The 16,980-nt window shown below is 53.7% G+C and carries 18 protein-coding genes; 3 read left to right on the top strand and 15 right to left on the bottom strand.

Annotated features, from left to right (window positions below; translation table 11 throughout):
- Nucleotides 1–2 precede the first annotated feature (2 nt).
- Genes leuD through MIM_RS02255 form a run of 4 tightly spaced genes read right to left on the bottom strand, consistent with a single transcriptional unit; the run spans nucleotide 3 to nucleotide 4,169 of the window.
- A complete protein-coding gene (gene leuD / locus MIM_RS02270) occupies nucleotides 3–623 on the bottom strand; it encodes a 3-isopropylmalate dehydratase small subunit (protein ID WP_025371141.1) in 621 nt (206 codons plus the stop codon).
- Nucleotides 624–2,024: a 3-isopropylmalate dehydratase large subunit gene (leuC, locus tag MIM_RS02265; RefSeq protein WP_025371140.1), complete on the bottom strand. Its 1,401-nt coding sequence runs from the start codon at nucleotides 2,022–2,024 to the stop codon at nucleotides 624–626.
- A gap of 2 nt (nucleotides 2,025–2,026) precedes the next feature.
- Nucleotides 2,027–2,929 (bottom strand): isocitrate lyase/PEP mutase family protein, encoded by a 903-nt coding sequence (locus MIM_RS02260; protein ID WP_025371139.1) that lies wholly within the window; start codon nucleotides 2,927–2,929, stop codon nucleotides 2,027–2,029.
- Between the two features lie 46 nt (nucleotides 2,930–2,975).
- A complete protein-coding gene (locus MIM_RS02255; RefSeq protein WP_025371138.1) occupies nucleotides 2,976–4,169 on the bottom strand; it encodes a 2-methylaconitate cis-trans isomerase PrpF family protein in 1,194 nt (397 codons plus the stop codon).
- Nucleotides 4,170–4,349: 180 nt separating this feature from the next.
- Here MIM_RS02255 and MIM_RS02250 point away from each other — a divergent pair, with 180 nt between their 5' ends.
- Nucleotides 4,350–5,021 (top strand): GntR family transcriptional regulator, encoded by a 672-nt coding sequence (locus MIM_RS02250; RefSeq protein WP_025371137.1) that lies wholly within the window; start codon nucleotides 4,350–4,352, stop codon nucleotides 5,019–5,021.
- A 28-nt stretch (nucleotides 5,022–5,049) separates the two neighbouring features.
- On the opposite strand, the gene MIM_RS02245 is transcribed toward MIM_RS02250, so the two are convergent.
- From MIM_RS02245 to MIM_RS02210, 9 genes are all read right to left on the bottom strand, one after another.
- Nucleotides 5,050–6,012, bottom strand: coding sequence for a Bug family tripartite tricarboxylate transporter substrate binding protein (locus MIM_RS02245; RefSeq protein WP_158318686.1), 963 nt, complete (start codon nucleotides 6,010–6,012; stop codon nucleotides 5,050–5,052).
- Between the two features lie 76 nt (nucleotides 6,013–6,088).
- Nucleotides 6,089–7,450: an MmgE/PrpD family protein gene (locus MIM_RS02240; protein ID WP_025371135.1), complete on the bottom strand. Its 1,362-nt coding sequence runs from the start codon at nucleotides 7,448–7,450 to the stop codon at nucleotides 6,089–6,091.
- Nucleotides 7,451–7,726: 276 nt separating this feature from the next.
- On the bottom strand, nucleotides 7,727–7,978 hold the full coding sequence (locus MIM_RS23635) for a beta/alpha barrel domain-containing protein (RefSeq protein WP_407638144.1): 252 nt from the start codon (nucleotides 7,976–7,978) through the stop codon (nucleotides 7,727–7,729).
- A 74-nt stretch (nucleotides 7,979–8,052) separates the two neighbouring features.
- Nucleotides 8,053–8,682 carry an ABC-type transport auxiliary lipoprotein family protein gene (locus tag MIM_RS02235; protein ID WP_025371134.1) on the bottom strand — a complete coding sequence of 210 codons (630 nt, stop codon included), beginning with the start codon at nucleotides 8,680–8,682 and terminating at the stop codon, nucleotides 8,053–8,055.
- The gene (locus tag MIM_RS02230; RefSeq protein ID WP_025371133.1) at nucleotides 8,679–9,617 is read right to left on the bottom strand and encodes an MlaD family protein; all 939 of its coding nucleotides are present in this window, start codon (nucleotides 9,615–9,617) and stop codon (nucleotides 8,679–8,681) included. The genes MIM_RS02235 and MIM_RS02230 overlap by 4 nt, the downstream gene beginning before the upstream one ends.
- Entirely contained in the window at nucleotides 9,618–10,439 is an 822-nt protein-coding gene (locus MIM_RS02225) for an ABC transporter ATP-binding protein (protein WP_025371132.1), read from the bottom strand.
- The gene (locus MIM_RS02220) at nucleotides 10,433–11,572 is read right to left on the bottom strand and encodes an MlaE family ABC transporter permease (protein WP_025371131.1); all 1,140 of its coding nucleotides are present in this window, start codon (nucleotides 11,570–11,572) and stop codon (nucleotides 10,433–10,435) included. Before MIM_RS02220 ends, MIM_RS02225 begins: the two co-directional genes overlap by 7 nt.
- Before the next feature lie 744 nt (nucleotides 11,573–12,316).
- Complete coding sequence (locus MIM_RS02215) at nucleotides 12,317–13,282, bottom strand: DMT family transporter (protein ID WP_169733353.1); 966 nt, start codon at nucleotides 13,280–13,282, stop codon at nucleotides 12,317–12,319.
- Nucleotides 13,279–13,869: a TetR/AcrR family transcriptional regulator gene (locus MIM_RS02210; RefSeq protein WP_025371129.1), complete on the bottom strand. Its 591-nt coding sequence runs from the start codon at nucleotides 13,867–13,869 to the stop codon at nucleotides 13,279–13,281. Before MIM_RS02210 ends, MIM_RS02215 begins: the two co-directional genes overlap by 4 nt.
- Before the next feature lie 259 nt (nucleotides 13,870–14,128).
- Between MIM_RS02210 and MIM_RS02205 the strand changes: the two genes are divergently transcribed.
- Both MIM_RS02205 and MIM_RS02200 read left to right on the top strand, forming a co-directional pair.
- Nucleotides 14,129–15,109 carry a GlxA family transcriptional regulator gene (locus tag MIM_RS02205; protein ID WP_042069868.1) on the top strand — a complete coding sequence of 327 codons (981 nt, stop codon included), beginning with the start codon at nucleotides 14,129–14,131 and terminating at the stop codon, nucleotides 15,107–15,109.
- A gap of 146 nt (nucleotides 15,110–15,255) precedes the next feature.
- Nucleotides 15,256–15,804: a cysteine hydrolase family protein gene (locus MIM_RS02200; protein ID WP_025371127.1), complete on the top strand. Its 549-nt coding sequence runs from the start codon at nucleotides 15,256–15,258 to the stop codon at nucleotides 15,802–15,804.
- Nucleotides 15,805–15,920: 116 nt separating this feature from the next.
- Here the strand turns inward: MIM_RS02200 and MIM_RS02195 are convergent, their stop codons facing one another.
- Both MIM_RS02195 and MIM_RS21950 read right to left on the bottom strand, forming a co-directional pair.
- Complete coding sequence (locus tag MIM_RS02195) at nucleotides 15,921–16,421, bottom strand: DUF6644 family protein (protein WP_025371126.1); 501 nt, start codon at nucleotides 16,419–16,421, stop codon at nucleotides 15,921–15,923.
- 36 nt (nucleotides 16,422–16,457) lie between these two features.
- Nucleotides 16,458–16,970, bottom strand: a complete 513-nt coding sequence (locus MIM_RS21950; RefSeq protein WP_025371125.1) for a DUF6152 family protein — start codon at nucleotides 16,968–16,970, stop codon at nucleotides 16,458–16,460.
- Nucleotides 16,971–16,980 lie beyond the last annotated feature (10 nt).

Genomic DNA, 16,980 nt, shown 5'->3' with positions numbered 1-16,980 from the left:
TACTAGTCTTTCTGTTTCTGCAGCCAGACCCATGGCCTGGCTTCACGGTCCTGCGCTTGCCAGGCACATATTTCGGCATCCTGCGTCAATGTTTGCGCAATATCGTCTCTTCCCTCGAGTAATGCGTCGCGTCTGCGCGCATCAATATCAAATTCAATGATCCGGCCATCAGGCAACCGTATCTGCTGTGTTTGCAGATTTACTGTCAGCGAGTCGCCCTGGCTGGTTCGCGCGTCGATTAATGCAACATCGCTGGCTGGTAAAACGATCGGCAAGACGCCGTTCTGAAAACAATTGTTGTGGAATATTTCACCGAAGCTCGGTGCGATGACGCAACGGACTCCCAGGCTGACCAGCGACCAGACAGCGCCCTCTCTGGAGGAGCCACAACCAAAGTTTGCTCCGGCGGTCAGTATCGGGGCATGCGCAAACATTGGCTGGTTATAGGGAAATGACGGATCCAGCTCATTGTTCTTGTCATAACGAAGTGCCTCGAAAGCATACTGTCCGAGCTGGCTTTTTTCGACCGTACTCAACCGCTCAATGCGGATGATGGTGTCAGTATCCACATTCTCCCTGCGCAGACTGGCTACCCTGCCGTCTATTATTCTGATTTTTTCCATTCAGACTCCCCTTGTGCCGGTAATGACACCGGCAAGTGCACATGCGGCGGCGACACGCGGACTGGCAAGATGCGTGCGTACTGCCGGCCCCTGGCGTCCGACAAAATTTCTGTTGGTTGTTGATACTATCCGCTCTCCCGGTCGTCCGATTTCTCCATTGGCCGCCACGCACATACTGCAACCGGGTTCCCGCCACTCAAAGCCGGCATCCCTGAACACGGTATCGAGTCCCAGCGCCTGTGCCTCACGCTTAACTGTTTCAGAGCCAGGAACGACCCAGGCGGTAACATGCTCGGCGATGTGCTGCCCTTGAATCACCTGGGCTGCTTCAACAAGATCGGACAACCTGGCATTGGTACAGGAACCGATAAAAATGCGATCCACCGGCGTTCCTGCCAGCGAGGAACCGAGAGCCAAACCCATATAATCCGCTGCGGTTTGTCTAGCGGTTCGCACGTTTTCATTTACACATTCATCAATATCCGGAATGTTCTGGTCAATGGGAATAACATGCTCTGGACTGATACCCCAGGTGATCATCTGTCCGACTTCGCTGGCATCAATGGTGACTTCGCGATCAAACCGGGCGTCGGCATCCGAATGCAACGTGCTCCAGTACTTACAGGCCTGATCCCACGTGTCTCCACGAGGCGCATATTGGCTGCCTTTGATGTATTCGAATGTCGTCTCATCAGGTGCGATGAAACCCATTTTTGCACCGAGCTCTATAGAAAGATTGCACAAGGTCATGCGCTGTTCCATGGCAAGCCGGTCAATTACAGGTCCTGCATATTCGACTGCATACCCTGTACCGACGGCGACTCCTAACCGACCGATCGTATATAGAATCAGGTCTTTAGCCGTTACTCCTGTTTTCAGCGTGCCCTCAAACCGAATTCGCATCGATTTGGGTTTGCGCTGCTTCAGCGTTTGCGTGGCCAACGCATGCGCAAGCTCAGAGGAACCGACACCAAATGCCAATGCACCGAGCGCACCATTGGTGCAGGTGTGGCTATCGCCACAAATGACGGTGAGCCCCGGTAGTACAAGCCCCAGCTCTGGCGCCATGACATGAACAATGCCATGCCCTGGCTGACCGATATCGAAAAAATGGATGTGTTCCTGCCTGGTAAGATTGTGAAGGCGCTGCCACAACTTGCCCCCCGTCTCGTATGTCCATGCATCCCTGCCAGGCGCAGACGACACAGCATGATCCGGCGTTGCAAAAACCAGCTCAGGATTATGCACGCCAAGACCGCGATGCGATAACGCATTCAGGCTTGCTGTTCCCGAAAGGTCATGGAGCAACTGCCTATCAATATGCAACAACGCCCAGCCGTTTTCATGTTGCTGAATGACATGGCTATCCCAGAGCTTATCCAGTAACGTACGCGCTTCCATTATCACGCCCTCTTCTGGTCCGTGGGCTCATCGGTCTGCACGACATCACCACGAAAACGGGTTCGCAGGGCATCCCATTCATCAGCCCGGAAGCGTTGAAAACGTGCCCGCAAAGAAGACCCTTCAGCCGACGATGGCGGCAGGCCCGTCTGAGTCAGCTGTGTCAAGGCCGATTCGCATGCATCGATCACGGCGACCGATAGCAGACTCGGCAATATGGCAAGCCGATAGCCCGCTTCGGCCGCATCGGCGAGAGATATGTCAGGTGTCTTGCCGCCCTTGACAATATTGATCAGACACGGTCCCTTTACCAGTTGGGGCACCCGCTTAAATTCCTCAAACGATTGCGTCGCCTCAACAAAAATCAGATCCGCACCCGCTTCGAGCGCCAGATTGGCTCTGGTAATCGCTTCCTCGAATGTTGTAACGGCACGTGCATCAGTACGGGCGATAATACAAAATCGATCGTCTTCACGCGCCGCCACGGCAGCGCGAATTTTCGCCAGAAAATCTTCTGTCGAAACAATTTCCTTGCCATCCAAATGCCCACAGCGCTTTGGAAAGACCTGGTCCTCAATGTGAATACCTGCCACGCCACGCATTTCAAATTCGCGGACCGCGCGCGTGACATTCAATTCATTGCCATAACCTGTATCCGCGTCTGCGATAACCGGAATCCTGACCGTTCGAGCCAGCACGCCTGCAGCCTCTACCATTTCAGTCATGGTCAGCAAACCATAATCCGGATAACCTCTGGCCGCAGACGTACCTGCGCCGGTCATGTACACAACAGGAAAGCCGGCCTGCTCAACAAGGCGGGCTGTCAGGCCATCATAAACACCTGGCGCGACCGCCATTTCCCCAGTTGCAAGGAGCGCGCGAAATTGCTCGGACGCTTTAGTCATTCTGTTTCTCCAATTAACATCAAATTCATATCCATCTTTCTGTCCATCACTCATTGTCGCCAGATACCTGTTCATTGGGTATGTAGACATTACCGCTCATAATCCGTCGGGCGGTGCGGCTAAAGCCCAAACGCGTGAACCTGACTGACTCCTGCGTCGCATCGTACGCCGCATCTGCAACGACATGCATCACCCCCAATGGATGACCAATGCGCAACGTATCGCCGTCAGTGTTTCGCGCCGTCAGATTCACAATCGTATTTGGCACTCTGGACATTGCAGCCGTGCACATTGAACCCGTTCCTGCCATGCTCTCATGACATTTATTGTAGAAAACCAGCCTCGCCCTGAGATCCATGTCGTTTTGAGCAACGGCCTTGCCATTCATATCTGAATAATCTTCAGACGGCGCAACAATAACGACCAGCGGCAGGCTTGGTGATTTTTTTTCTGCTTCTGTCCAGTCGCGGCAAAACCCGGCCAATACCGCCGCTTTGCCCCTTACTTCCTTTAGCCGGGTAAGAAGTGATGTATTTTCATTGATTTGCTCTGGCATTTCGTTGCCGGACAGCCCCAGATCCTGGGCTCGCATGAAAACGCAGGGATTAGCCAGGTCTCCCAGCGTGACATTCAGTCGGGTACCATCATCCAATCCAATGACATCCTGAGGGCTCCCGGTAGGCAGCAATCGTCCTGTTTTGGCTCCCGCGGTTTGGCGGTAATCCATGAATATTTCGGCACCCGTTCCTGGTACGCCAGGAATAGCAAAGTTGCCGTGAATTCTGGCCATTCCACCGGAGACCGGCACATGCGCAACAAGGATTTTCTGCGTATTTGTATTGAATATACGCACCTGGGTGATTGGCTCCAGAGCCTCCACCAAACCTTCATCAATGGCAAACGAGCCCACACCGGAAGAAATATTGCCGCAATTGCCGGCATAACTGACCACATCACGATCAGGCACAACTTGCGCATAGGTGTAGTCAATGTCGGCATCATCACGTTCGGACCGCTTCACAATTGCAATTTTGGAAGTAATGAGGCGGGAGCCGCCCAGGCCATTGATCTGAAGGATATCCGGACTGCCCATGACAGCTCGCAGAAAGTGATCTCTTTGTTCACCAGGCGCCGGCACATGTTCCTCATGGAAATAGAGCCCTTTGCTCGTACCGCCTCGTAGGATGACGCAGGGTACGGCCCGCTGCTCTGCTTGCGAAGATGTCGCTGATTTATTCACGGAAACTCCAGACCAAAAATGGCTATTTAGTTTTGATTTAAATTATTGTATCCCTATATTGTCCTACAATCAATGTTTATATTAGATACTACAATATCGTAGTAAAATACTTAACTGCATTTGCCGCCGTTCTCCTGTATGGGCGAGCCGGTTAACCTTTTTTCATTAGAGTCAGCATCCATGTCGGCAACACCGTCTTCTTCGTCCAAACTGCATGGCAATACGGTCGAACAACTATTCAATCAGCTAAAAAAATCCATCCAGAATGGCACTTTTGCACCAGGCCAACGCCTTGTTGCCACCGACTTGGTCAAGGATTACGGCGTTAGTCGCGGACCATTACGTGAAGCATTCCGAAGACTGGGCGCCGAAGGGTTTATTGACGTCGTGCCGAACAAGGGTGCGATTGTCAAAAAATTTTCCAGAAAGCAGATCCACGATTTGTTTTTGATCAGGCAGGTTATCGAGGGTCTTGCTGCCAGGCTCGCAACTGAAAATCTGGAAACACTCGGCCTTGAGGCAGAGCATCAAATGCTGGAACAGATCGCAAGTGGCGCCCCGGAAGAAATAGCGAACTTCTCGGAAGAGAACAGTAAATTTCATAGCACGATTCTGCGACTTTGCGATAATCAGAAGCTGCAAAGTCTGGTCGAACAAATGCAACTGCCGTTTGTCAAATTTCAAATCCGTGGCTCGCTGGATCGGGACTACATCACCAGTTCAAAGAAAGAACATAGCCAAATTGCAACAGCAATGCTTGCACACGATGCAAAACTCGCTGAGCGCCTGATGCAAAAACACCTGGTCAATGCAGCCGAACGGGTAATGAAATTACCCGATATTTTTCCTTAAAGAAACAGGCTTTGAATAAGACTCGTGATTAGTCTTGCGACGACCAATATTTATCCAGCAACGTATTGAGCTGTTTGCTTTCCTGCTCCACTTCGCGCTGGAACACGTCGGGGGCATTGAACACAGGCTTGCCGCCCTCAGCCCGTATTTGCGCCTGCAGACCTTCGTCGACTGACGCTGCCTTGACCGCGTCCACAATGCGTTCAAAAACAGGCTCTGGCGTTTTTTTGGCAACCAGGAGACCGTACCACGTCTCGCCCAGTACCGGATATTTAAGCTCGGCCAGTGTCGGAACGTCGGGCAACTGATCGAACCGTTCTGTCGATCCTACCGCCAGCGGCCTGAATGCACCGCCCTTAATTTGCCCCAGACTCGATGTGACGGCAGGAACCGCCATTGCAATATGCCTGCCCAACACATCGGTCATCATCGGCGCCGTCCCTCGATAGGGGATGTTAACGGCATTGGATAGTCCGACTTCAGCCATTAACTGCTTGCCAATGAGCTGCGCATACGCACTTCCCGAGCCCCAGGCACACTCATTGGACTTGCACCACGCCACATACTCCTCAAAATCATGTACCGGGAGCTTTGCAGCAATACCAAAGACCAATGGTGAAGTCTGAATTTTCGAGACATAACGAAAATCATTCACAACATCGATTTTGTTGTTCGGCACGGTTTTATCCCACAACAACATCTGACTGATCTGAAACAAGAGGGTGTAACCATCGGCTGGCGCATTGAGCACACGCTGAGTGCCAATCTGTCCTTCCGCGCCGCCTGCGTTTTCCACAACCACGGGTACTTTCCAGTAATCTGACAAAGCACGGGCCAGCTTCCGTGCAAGCGCATCTGTTCCTCCTCCCGCTGGATAAGGCACCATGACAGTAACGGGTTTATCGGGAAACGCAGCAATAGCCGCCGTTATCACCCCCAGAGTTCCACTAAGCGTCAGAAATAATATTCTCGAACATTTCTTAAGGTTCATATACTTGTCTCCAATCATTGATTTTTAGGCCGCATCTTTTTCAGAATAAACGCGCCAATATTTTTTTAGAAATGAGTTACAACGAGGGCATTTCATATATCCGCTGAAGATACTGCTTTGATTGCCCCTCTCCCAGTCTCATCACCGCATCACATAACTTTGTGCCATCGACGTTGCTGTTGCCCCATGCCAGACAATCTTTCACCTTTCGCAACATGTCGCTATCTGACATGGGCGCATCCGCTGAACCTCGCAATATTTCATTTTTCTGTGTATATGTGGCCATATTTTTTGTACGAATACTCACTTCTGCCCAACGCGGTGTGGGGGGAGCATCCGTCTCCATGACGGTCATACGTTGCATCAAGGCTCTGACCGAAGACCTGCCAACCGCAGCATCGGTAAAGCTCGACAGACAAACCTGTCCGTCAAGCAGCATGGCCGCAATTCCGTATTGCATACTGAACTTCCCTTCCAGCGCTTTTTCCGGCATAGGGTGCACAAGAGGAATCAAAGCGCCTGCACTCGTTCGCACTGTGACTGACTCTATATCGTCGCTATGGATCGCATCTTTCGCCAGCAAGTCTGCAAGCGCATCCAGCGCCCGGTGCGTGGCATAACACATTGGATATTTTTTTACGTCCACACCAATACGCTCAAACTCCAGCGTTTCTTTTCCAAGCGACGCGAGCTCATGACCGACATCTCTATCTTGCGCATAAAGGGCAAAATACCCAAAGGCGCCGTCCAATGCTTCCGGTGAAGACTCGAAACCCGCCTGGGCCATCAGGACCGCACGTACCGCTGCTGCATTCGCATGACCTGCCTGAAACGATTTGGCCTGCGTTCCCACGTTCTGACGAATACCGCCAGCCTGGGCTACTGCCAAACCTATGGCGTGACTGGTTTGAGCAATACTGAGCCCCAAAAGATGCGCACACGCTGCCGTCGCACCGATAATCCCGATAGACGCCGTGGTATGCCATCCGGCCGCATACTGTGAAATAGCGAATCCACGTGACAGCTTGAGCATTACCTCGAAACCCACAATATATGCACTGGCCATTTTGACAGCGGGCAGATCTGTGCATTCCCCAATCGCAGCCAATGCAGGCCACAGAACAACGCTGGGGTGACCACGCAAGGGACTGCTTACATCATCATAGTCAAGCACATGCGCCGCGATCCCATTGACGAGTGCGGCGACTTCCGGTGACGCTTTGCGTTGTGTACCCCAGACGGTTGTGACGCCTGGCAACGCTGAACCTGATGCGTCCAAATACTGTCTTGCCGCCTGGCTGGCCGGTTCGCTTTGCCCCCCAAGCGCCACCGCATATGTATCCAAAAACGTCGACGCAATTCGTATGACCAGGCTTTCCGACAGGCTTTCACTGGAAAATCCATTGGAAAAGTTGGAAATCAGGTATTGAGCGTTCAATTTAACTACCTCTCTTGATTAAAAGCACTTTCACCACATCAGATATGTGATGAAAGTTCATTCATTATTGTACTACAATATATTAGTACAATAATTTTCATAAAACAACTATGAATGCCTGAACAAGACAGAAGCAGCGTATGTTTGCTATTACCGTGAGACGGTTAGAGATTGCGGATGAAATTTAGAGGCCATTCCATATCGGCGAGCACGAACGCCCTCCGCAGAGCAGTACCATGGCCCACTCAGCGCTTGACCTGCAGGCAAAATGCGAACTCACCTGGGCTCAATCTTCACCCCAATATCTGCGAGCGGACCAAAATACAGGCTGCTGATCACCAATGCATGTACGCCAGTGGCCGCATAAGCCGCCACGCTATCCTGGCGACTACTGCCGACCGCTAGCAGTTTCAGATGTGGCCATTCTGCCTGCAACAGCGGGCACCATTGACGAAGCGGGTCGGGTTCAACCTTGTCAAACTGCAGTACATCGAAAAGAAGGTTTTCAGCAGATGCTGCTGTGGTGATTGGCAGAAGGTCTAACTATGCAACGGCGATAGATAGAGGATATGGGCATCAGAATACCGTTCAGCCCGGCCAAGTTAACGCCGCGGCCCTGCAGCCTGCCCAACCGACCATTGCACCACCTCCTGGGTAAGCTGGTCGGTCGCCATCCCAAACGTCTGAACGATCTCTGGTACCTGCTCTCCTGCAGCCGGCTGGGCAATTGAGAAACGACGGCTGGCAACAGTGCGGCGGGCCGAGGGGGAAATCAGATCGGCATCCAGCTGAATCACCACGACCGGGCGATTCTCCCGGTATTCCACTTGAAATTGACGCAAGTCGCTGCGCAACTCCAGATCGGGCGACAGGCCCTCCGCTTCGCGGATAACAGACCTGATCCGCCCGTCTGCATAAAACCCATCCAGGAGACGATCACGGAGCATGACCGGCGCAGGATCTATCCACTGCGCCCCCTTATAAACATTGAGCTGGTTATCCTGACGAATCACCATCATACGCAGGCCTTCCAGCATGCGCCCGCCATGCGGGGTACTAACCTGCAGGGAATGACCAATGGACGCGCCGCTATGCTGCGGCGCTATCAGCGTGGTTGGCGGCAAACGATAATTATCACGGCTGGGGGTTTCCGGCAGGATAGAGCATGCGCCCAGGGCGCTTAATGCGCAGGCGATGGCTAGTGGTCGCCAGTTGCTGAGGATGCGTTTCATGGCTGGAACTCCTTGATGGTTTTTTGACCGAACAGGTACGCGCTGGGGTTTTCCTGCAACTGGCCGGCAATGGCGCGAATCGCTGCCAGCGCGCCACGCAGTTGCTGCAAAGCCGGGCCCAGTTCATTCAAGCCCTGCATGCCGCTGTTCAGCGCCCCCCGATTGGCACCCAGCAATCGTTCCACCTGTGCGCTGGTTCGTTCCAGCGACACCATTGCCTTACGGACACTGGTCAGCATGGCCCCACCCTGATCCGTGAGCAAACGATCGGCACTGCCGATAAGCGCATTGGTCGACTGCAATGTGGTCTGTGCATCACGCCCCGCTTGCGTCAGCTCTTTCATCAATGTGGATACCTGCCCGTCTGGCTGGGCCAGTGAACCTGTCAGGCTTTCCACATTGGCCAGCGTGCGACGGATGTTCTCGCTATTTTCGGGTGTGAGAATCTGCTTGGCATTCAGCACCAGCTCATTCAGGTTGCTCATCATATCGCCCCCGCCCTCGAATAATCGGGACAGAGGGGAACGACTGGCAATAATCACCGGATCTTCCCCATCTTCACCCACAAGCCGCGGACTGTCGGGTGTGCCGCCAGACAATTGAATCGCGGCTACGCCGGTAATACCGGTCACAGCCAGAATCGCGCGGGTGTCGGTCTTGATCGGGATCCTGCCTTCAACCCGAATCCGTGCCAGTACCTTGCTTGGATCCTTTTCATCCAGCGCCAGCTCGGACACATCCCCCACCTTGATGCCACTATATTGCACAGCACTTCCGCGTGACAGACCGCTAACCGCCTCATTGAAAACGACTTTGTAATAGGTATAGGACAGATTCGAATCAGGCCTGCTGAGCGCCAGTGCCAGCAAAAGCGCACCCGCCGATAAAATAACCACAAACAGGCCTATCAGAACATGATGTGCACGTGTTTCCATCTAGATACGCTCCTGCGTAAAGGCTTCTTTTGCCTGTTGCGCCGCCCTTCCCCGGGGGCCATGAAAATATTCCTGAATCCAGGCATCGTCGGTTGCCGCCACGACGTCGATGCGATCGGCCACCAGCACCTTTTTCTGCGACAGCACGGCAACGCGATCACATATGGCATAAAGCGTATCCAAGTCATGTGTCACCAGAAAAACCGTGAGGCCAAGTGCATCGCGCAGCGTCAGAATCAGTTGATCGAAGGCCGCTGCCCCTATCGGGTCCAGTCCGGCCGTGGGTTCATCCAGAAACAGAATACCCGGATCCAGCGCCAGCGCACGCGCCAGAGCCGCGCGTTTGACCATACCGCCCGACAGTTCCGACGGAAATTTTTGCGCGGCGTTGGCGGGCAATCCTGCCAGGGCGATTTTCATCTGAGCCAGGCCTTCAGCCTGCTGCCGATTCAGGCCGGCATGTTCGATCAGCGGTAACGCGACATTCTCTATGACGGTTAATGAAGAAAACAATGCCCCCTGCTGAAACAGCACGCCCAGCCTGCGTTCCACCTTCGAGCGCGCCAGTTCGTCCAGCGCACTCAGGTTCTGCCCAAACACATGAACATCCCCGCTTGTGGGACGTCGCAGGCCGACAATACTTCGCAGCAACACCGATTTCCCGGTGCCCGATCCACCCACGATACCGAGGATTTCTTTCTTATACACATCCAGATCCAGACCTTCATGTACCGCATGGCTGCCAAAGCGATTGACCAGGCCGCGTACCTGGATGACCGCCTCCTCCTTTTGTGTCGTTCTGGAGTCTGCCGTCGCTACCATCCCATCTCCATATAGAACAGGGCGGCCACGGCATCCAGAAAAATCACCACAAAAATGGATTGCACCACGCTGGAGGTGGTATGTTCGCCAACAGACTGCGCACTGCCGCTAACCAGAAAGCCTTCATTACATCCAATCGCGGCGATCAAAAATGCAAACAGGGGCGCTTTGGCCATGCCCAGCAGAAAATGGCTGATACCGATATTCTGCTGAATCATGGCAATGAAAAGTGTGGGTGAAATATCCAGGGTGGCCGCGCAGACTACCGCCCCGCCGGCCATGCCCGCCACCATACCCACAAACGTGAGCAACGGCAGCGAGATCATCATCGCCAGCACGCGGGGTATCACCAGCAGCTCAGTGGGGTTTAAGCCCAATGCACGTAGCGCGTCGATCTCTTCATTGGCTTTCATGGAGCCGATCTGCGCCGTAAAGGCACTGGCAGTGCGACCCGCCATCAGAATCGCCGTCAGCAGTACGGCAAACTCACGCAAAAAAGAAAATGCCACCAGATTGACGGTATAAATACTGGCGCCAAAACTCTCCAGAATCGTCGCCCCCAGAAACGCAATCACGGCCCCCACCATGAACGTGAGCAGCGCCACGATCGGCACCGCGTTCAGACCCGTTTCCTCTATCTGCGCGACCATTGATGTCACGCGCCATTGGCGGGGATGCAGCAGATTGCGCAGGAGCGCCTCCAGAATCACGCCAATAAAGCCGATCAGGGCAACCGTTTTGGTATAGAAACGCTCGGCTCCCTCACCGATACGCGCCAGCACATGTCTTATGGCTCCGACCCGGCTTGGGCTCCGATCTGCGTCAGGATCATCCTGAGACAAAGATAAAGCAACCCGCGCGAGCAAGGCCAGCCGCTCTGGCGACAGGTGCGTCTGCTGTGCATCCAGGCTGCGAATCATATCGGGTCCCAGCAACCGCACCAGCAGTTGCGCACCCGCCGTATCCAGTTCGTCCAGGGCAGCCAGATCACACGTGTTTATCACTGGCTTTTGCGCCAGCACCCTGGCAACGCCATCGCTGATCTGCGCATAGTTGGCAAGCGTCCACGCACCACGAGGAATGGCTTGCTGCGCATTCAGACTTAAAAACGACGAGCTCGCGGCGTCACTCATGATCCGGTCTGTCCCTGGATCATGAGTGCTCCCGGCCAATAGTATGGCGTTTGTATTTCAACATCACAATCGTGTTCAACAAGGCTGGCTCTCGGTGATTGGAAATAGGGATATTTGATATATTATTGTATCAATCAAAGCAAATATGTTTAATTTCAATTGCTATTCTTATTTTGATCCTAACCCTGGGTGGCTAACTGCCAGGCATTTCAGCGGTCATGGAATTACTAGTTTATCCTGTAATTGAATTATTAGTTTATCGTGTAATTCCGTGGCCGACGCCAGCCTTCTTTCGGCCAATTCGCCCCTGTATTTTCATCCATTTATCTCTATCTTCGTTCTTTTCGATAGCAATTCGCAACGATTTCTCACTGGCAACTTACCCGCCAACTGCTGACAGCTTCTAACACCTGTTGCACAGGTAAACGTCATTCAAGCACGCCGGTGCCTGTGTGGCATGTCGTCCGCACTTTCATGTCAGTTGCAATTTTTATTTTGACAACGGGTGATTGACCGGTTAATATCTGCCTATGCAATTAATTGTCCCCTTACCCTTCGATTAATTGCTTCGCCCTTCCGGGTTTGTTTGTCGCCCGGCGGGGCGTCACTTTTTCTGCCCTCGCAAAACCATCGCGGAAGCATCAAAGCATTCTCCCCCATCCAGGCACCGGTCATCATGAAAAAAATATTAGCCCTATCCGCTATTCTCCTTGCACTCTCCGGCTGCGGCGTTTACCAGGGGTATTACAAGGGTGCGCCCCCGATGCCGGCCGATGCACCGCCACCCACCTCGCTGATGTCGGAATAAGTCGTCGTTGTTGGCCACGTAATCACCAGCAAACTGCCAATAACCAGCCCGACTCCAATCCAGCCTGCCATGTCAAGGCGCTCGCCCACAATCACAACGGCCAGTACCGCGGCCACGGCCGGTTCCGACAGGGTAATGGCGGTTGCGGTACTGGCGCTGATCCGTGCCAGGCCGTAGCCAAAGCAGACATACCCCAAGAACATGGGCACCAGTGCCATATATGCGCCGACACCAAAATTCGTCACAGAAGCCAGCAGGGGTGCCCCGGTCACAATCAGCACAGGCATGAGCATGAGCCCGCCAATACCAAACATCGAACCCATCACCGCCCTGGAAGGAAGTGTTTGCTGCATCATCCGCCAGGCGGCCCAGGAATACAAGGCATAGGTAAACCCGGCGGCCAGACCAAGCAAAACGCCCGCAAATGTTGATGACGCCAAACCGTTATGGCTGTGCCCGCCGCCTTCAGCAAGGCAAATCAGCACCATACCAATCAGTCCAAATGCCGCACCACACGCCCAGCGTTTGGTAAGACGTAATGCGTCCATTCGATTTTCGATAAGTGCTGACAATAGCGGCGCAGAACCAATCGTCACAACGGTTCCGATCGTCACACCGGCAAGACGCATGGATGCGTAGAACGCCAATGGGTAAACGGCGACGGCAAGCGCCCCCACCACAAGCAATCGCCATTGACGAAGTAAGTGGGCTCTATGTTTTGCGATCACACTATATGCGATGGCTGCCTGTAATAATCCCCCAATACCCATCGCTGCCGAACCAATGGCAGCAGCACTGACATCAGGCGCAAAAGAGGCCGCAGTCCCCGTTGTTCCCCAGAGGATAGCCGCAATCAAAACACTCAACACACCTGACAAACGGGCATTAGCGCTGGCAATCACTGCGACTCCATCATTTTTACAGCCATTTCCCTGGCCTGAACCAAACGATTGCTCTGCCCTTCCAGACCTGCCCGCGACATTGCGCCTTCCAGCAAAAAGGAAAAGAGCGTTGCCCATTGCGCTGCCTGCTCCGCGTTCCCCTTGAGATAATCGGTGAGGTGATTTCTTAAAATATCTTCTACCTGCTCTTTGTGTCTGCGCACCGCCGCCCGGCCTGGCGCATCCGCAGGCAGTTCGGCAGCCGCATTTAACAAGCCGCATCCCCTGAAACCGTGCTCATAGGCAAACTCGGCATGGTCCTGATAGGCAAGAAACACGCTCAGAATCTTATCCTTAGGCGTACTCACCTGCTCCACCCGATTTCTGTAAAGATCCAGCCACTCCGCATGCCTGAACTCGATATACGTGGTTACCAACTCCGCCTTCGAGGAAAAGTTGTTATATAGGCTTTTCTTGGCAACTCCAGCTTTTTCCACAATGCGATCAATACCAGCCGCCGCAATTCCTTCGTTGTAGAAAAGACCAGTCGCGGCCTCCAGTAAACGGTCCCTGGCGCTTTTCTTCGGCTTCTTTAATGACGGTTCCATATGGCTCAATGCAAAATAAAAGTAGGTAGTCTAGTATACCTACTTTTTAGATAAATGCAAAAATTTCAATTCCATTGGTTAGCAATCTTGGCGGGAACATAGATCCCAGGCATCAAACAGGTCGTCAGGCCGATATTTTGTTCAATCAGGCAAGCGTTAAATGGGTTTTTGATATGGTTTGTCAGCTTCGGGCGGTTATGATGGATCGGTGGGGATCCATACACCATTTCATTTGCAACCCCAGAGGCATAGGAAATAAATGATGATTGAAATAGGACTGGTAATATACCCCGGCGCGCAGCTGGCTGCCGTGCTGGGGCTGACCGACCTGTTCGGTGTAGCTAACCGGATTGCAGTGTCTTGCCGGAAAACAGATGCGCCTGCCGTAAGAGTAACGCACTGGCGTCAGGACAACACCAGCGATGCGCCACACTGTGTATTTGACAGCTGTCCGGAAGAGCCTTCAGGCAACTTGTCCGCTTTGATTGTGCCTCCCACACTGGGCGAGCCCATCAGCACTAAGGAAGCCGCCGCGCTGACCACCTGGCTGCGAGACCATCATGCCGATGGCGTGGCATTGGGCTCGGTATGTGCCGGTGCATTCGCCCTGGCCGCCACCGGCCTGATTGACGGCCGAAGAATAACCACTCACTGGTCCTATGCCGATATGCTGCAACAGCGCTTTCCGGCGCTCTCGGTGGATGCAGATCAATTGATTATCGATGATGGCGACATTATTACAGCCGGTGGCCTGATGGCATGGACTGATCTGGGATTGCGCCTTGTGGACCGATTTTTGGGGCCGACGGTGATGATAGAGACGGCGCGCGTCCTGCTGGTGGATCCGCCAGGCCGCGAACAGCGCTACTACAGCGTTTTCTCGCCCCGTCTGACGCATGGCGATGCCGCAGTGCTTAAGGTACAGCATTGGTTGCAGGCAACGCAGGCCGCCGATGTAGCGCTGAAAACTCTGGCTGCGCAGGCCGGTCTGCAGGAGCGCACATTCCTGCGTCGCTTCCAGAAAGCAACCGGCATGACCACCACTGAATATTGTCAGCGACTGCGCGTGGGACGAGCCAGAGAATTGCTGCAATTTAGCAATACCTCTATCGACCGCGTGGCCTGGGAGGTCGGTTACAGTGACCCCGGCGCCTTTCGCAAAGTATTCGCACGTATCGTCGGCCTCTCGCCCGGCGACTACCGGCGGCGCTTCAGCGTAGGACAGGGTGCGGGTAAATAGGGTAAATAGACAGGCCGACCACCTGCCACACACCCAAGGCGCGATATGTCGATTACAACCTCGAAGTTGTCGTTCGCGCCACTTCTAAATATGCCCGATCCCGGCGAAGATACAGACTTTCCCACCTTTGATCAGGAGAAGCGACAATGAAGCAACGTGGTCTTATCGTCATCGATCTGCAAAACGAATACCTGCCTACCGGTAACCTGCCATTATCTGGCATAGAAGCCGCTGCGGCCAACGCCGCCAGGGTCATCGCCGACGCCCGGGCGAAAAACATTCCGGTCTTTCATATCCGTCACGAAGCAACCGCTGCCGACTCCCCTATTTTCCGCCCCGGCACCCCTGCCGTCGACATACAGCCAGCAGTCGCCCCGGTAGACGGAGAACCTGTTATCGTGAAGAATCATATCAATTCCTTCCGCGAGACCGATCTGCGGCAACAACTTGATGCGCGTGGTGTTGAAGAAGTGATCATTGTAGGCGCCATGAGCCATATGTGTGTGGATGCCTGCGTACGAGCAGCGGCCGATATGGGGTATCCGGTCACAGTACTGCACGATGCCTGCGCCACGCTGGATCTGAGCTTCAATGGCGTGACTGTGCCTGCGGCTCATGTGCATGCAGCACTGATGGCTGCTTTTGAATTTGGTTATGGTACGGTAACGTCGACGCAGGCGTATCTAGCGGTGTAGTCAACGTCAGTTGCCTCAAACCGGCAAGCCGCTCCTGACGTTCCGAGCGTGGCTTGTTGGATTCTCATACGCTCATACATAGCCTGGTATCAATAAGTCATTAATAAGCCAAAACATTAATAAGCCAAAAACCGGCCCGCAAATATCACGCCCGTCCAGCTTGTCGCCGATACCACCGCTGCTATTTTCGGCTGAATGGGCGAAGCAACGCCTATGTCCCATTCAGTCACGTTGCGGTAAATTTTCAAATGAAATATCAGAATATTTATTCCCGCGACAACAATCAGGCCGAACTTCCAGGGCGCAGCTGCGCTGGATCCCACAGCGTTGGCAATAGCAGTAAACATCAGTGCTCCTGTCAGGACAACAATTACAAACCCGACACGGGCGAGCGGCAGTAAATACCGCAAGACCACCGTGACGGGCAGGTTGCTTCGCCCCACCCCCAGCAGACGCAGATCAACGCCAATAATCGGCCCCACCAGCAGCGCAATCCCAAGAACGTGCAAACTCATCAGTATGGGATAGAGATACGGCGTGTTTCTTACCGTATCCCCCAAACCGGATTGCTCTATGGTATTTAACGTCGCATCCAGCCAACCGGGACTGCCTGGCATAGTGTTCCCTTGTATTATGGGTTAGATAAACCTGACTTACGGCGTCGCTTTTGAAGCGGGCTCGGGCGCACGAGGCAATGCGGTCAATTGCTGCCAAACGCCCTGGCCATTGGCCAGCCAAAACATCATGGGACGCAGTTCCTCATCTTCGCCTGAATTCAGGTAGCCCACCACTTCGATGGTCTCTCCTTTTTCCAGTGGTCTGTTCAAGCCCCAGCGTTCCATCCAGGATGGGCCGGCAAGTATCAGACGCAGCTCCTTATGCTCGCCCGCGTAAGGTCGCGCCGATTCCATCGTGGCGCGACCATTCGTTGCATCAGCACCCTGTGGCAATTCCCTCTGCAGCCAGCCATCGGGCAACGCCGTCCTCTCAACATTAAAGCGCACTTCGCTGTGCGGGTTGCCCCAGCGAACCTGGGTTATGGTTCCGGCCGCGTAGTATGCATGCCGGGTATCAAACGAACTCCAGCCATGGTGTGCACTTGCCGGGGCGATGCTGACCAGTGCAAGCACGAAGGCAGCGATAGAGGTAATAAATTTCAATGACATAGGGTTTCCT

It is taken from the genome of Advenella mimigardefordensis DPN7 (genome assembly GCF_000521505.1).
GTDB lineage: Bacteria > Pseudomonadota > Gammaproteobacteria > Burkholderiales > Burkholderiaceae_B > Advenella > Advenella mimigardefordensis.
The sequence above is the reverse complement of the archived record's forward strand: the minus strand, read 5'-3'. Positions and strand labels throughout refer to the sequence as shown.

Excerpts from the sequence above, each read along its gene's own strand:
- leuD (WP_025371141.1), bottom strand. The coding sequence starts at position 623 with ATGGAAAAAATCAGAATAATAGACGGCAGGGTAGCCAGTCTGCGCAGG.
- leuC (WP_025371140.1), bottom strand. The coding sequence starts at position 2,024 with ATGGAAGCGCGTACGTTACTGGATAAGCTCTGGGATAGCCATGTCATT.
- MIM_RS02260 (WP_025371139.1), bottom strand. The coding sequence starts at position 2,929 with ATGACTAAAGCGTCCGAGCAATTTCGCGCGCTCCTTGCAACTGGGGAA.
- MIM_RS02250 (WP_025371137.1), top strand. The coding sequence starts at position 4,350 with ATGTCGGCAACACCGTCTTCTTCGTCCAAACTGCATGGCAATACGGTC.
- MIM_RS02245 (WP_158318686.1), bottom strand. The coding sequence starts at position 6,012 with ATGAACCTTAAGAAATGTTCGAGAATATTATTTCTGACGCTTAGTGGA.
- MIM_RS02235 (WP_025371134.1), bottom strand. The coding sequence starts at position 8,682 with ATGAAACGCATCCTCAGCAACTGGCGACCACTAGCCATCGCCTGCGCA.
- MIM_RS02230 (WP_025371133.1), bottom strand. The coding sequence starts at position 9,617 with ATGGAAACACGTGCACATCATGTTCTGATAGGCCTGTTTGTGGTTATT.
- MIM_RS02225 (WP_025371132.1), bottom strand. The coding sequence starts at position 10,439 with ATGGTAGCGACGGCAGACTCCAGAACGACACAAAAGGAGGAGGCGGTC.
- MIM_RS02220 (WP_025371131.1), bottom strand. The coding sequence starts at position 11,572 with ATGAGTGACGCCGCGAGCTCGTCGTTTTTAAGTCTGAATGCGCAGCAA.
- MIM_RS02210 (WP_025371129.1), bottom strand. The coding sequence starts at position 13,869 with ATGGAACCGTCATTAAAGAAGCCGAAGAAAAGCGCCAGGGACCGTTTA.
- MIM_RS02205 (WP_042069868.1), top strand. The coding sequence starts at position 14,129 with ATGATGATTGAAATAGGACTGGTAATATACCCCGGCGCGCAGCTGGCT.
- MIM_RS02200 (WP_025371127.1), top strand. The coding sequence starts at position 15,256 with ATGAAGCAACGTGGTCTTATCGTCATCGATCTGCAAAACGAATACCTG.
- MIM_RS02195 (WP_025371126.1), bottom strand. The coding sequence starts at position 16,421 with ATGCCAGGCAGTCCCGGTTGGCTGGATGCGACGTTAAATACCATAGAG.
- MIM_RS21950 (WP_025371125.1), bottom strand. The coding sequence starts at position 16,970 with ATGTCATTGAAATTTATTACCTCTATCGCTGCCTTCGTGCTTGCACTG.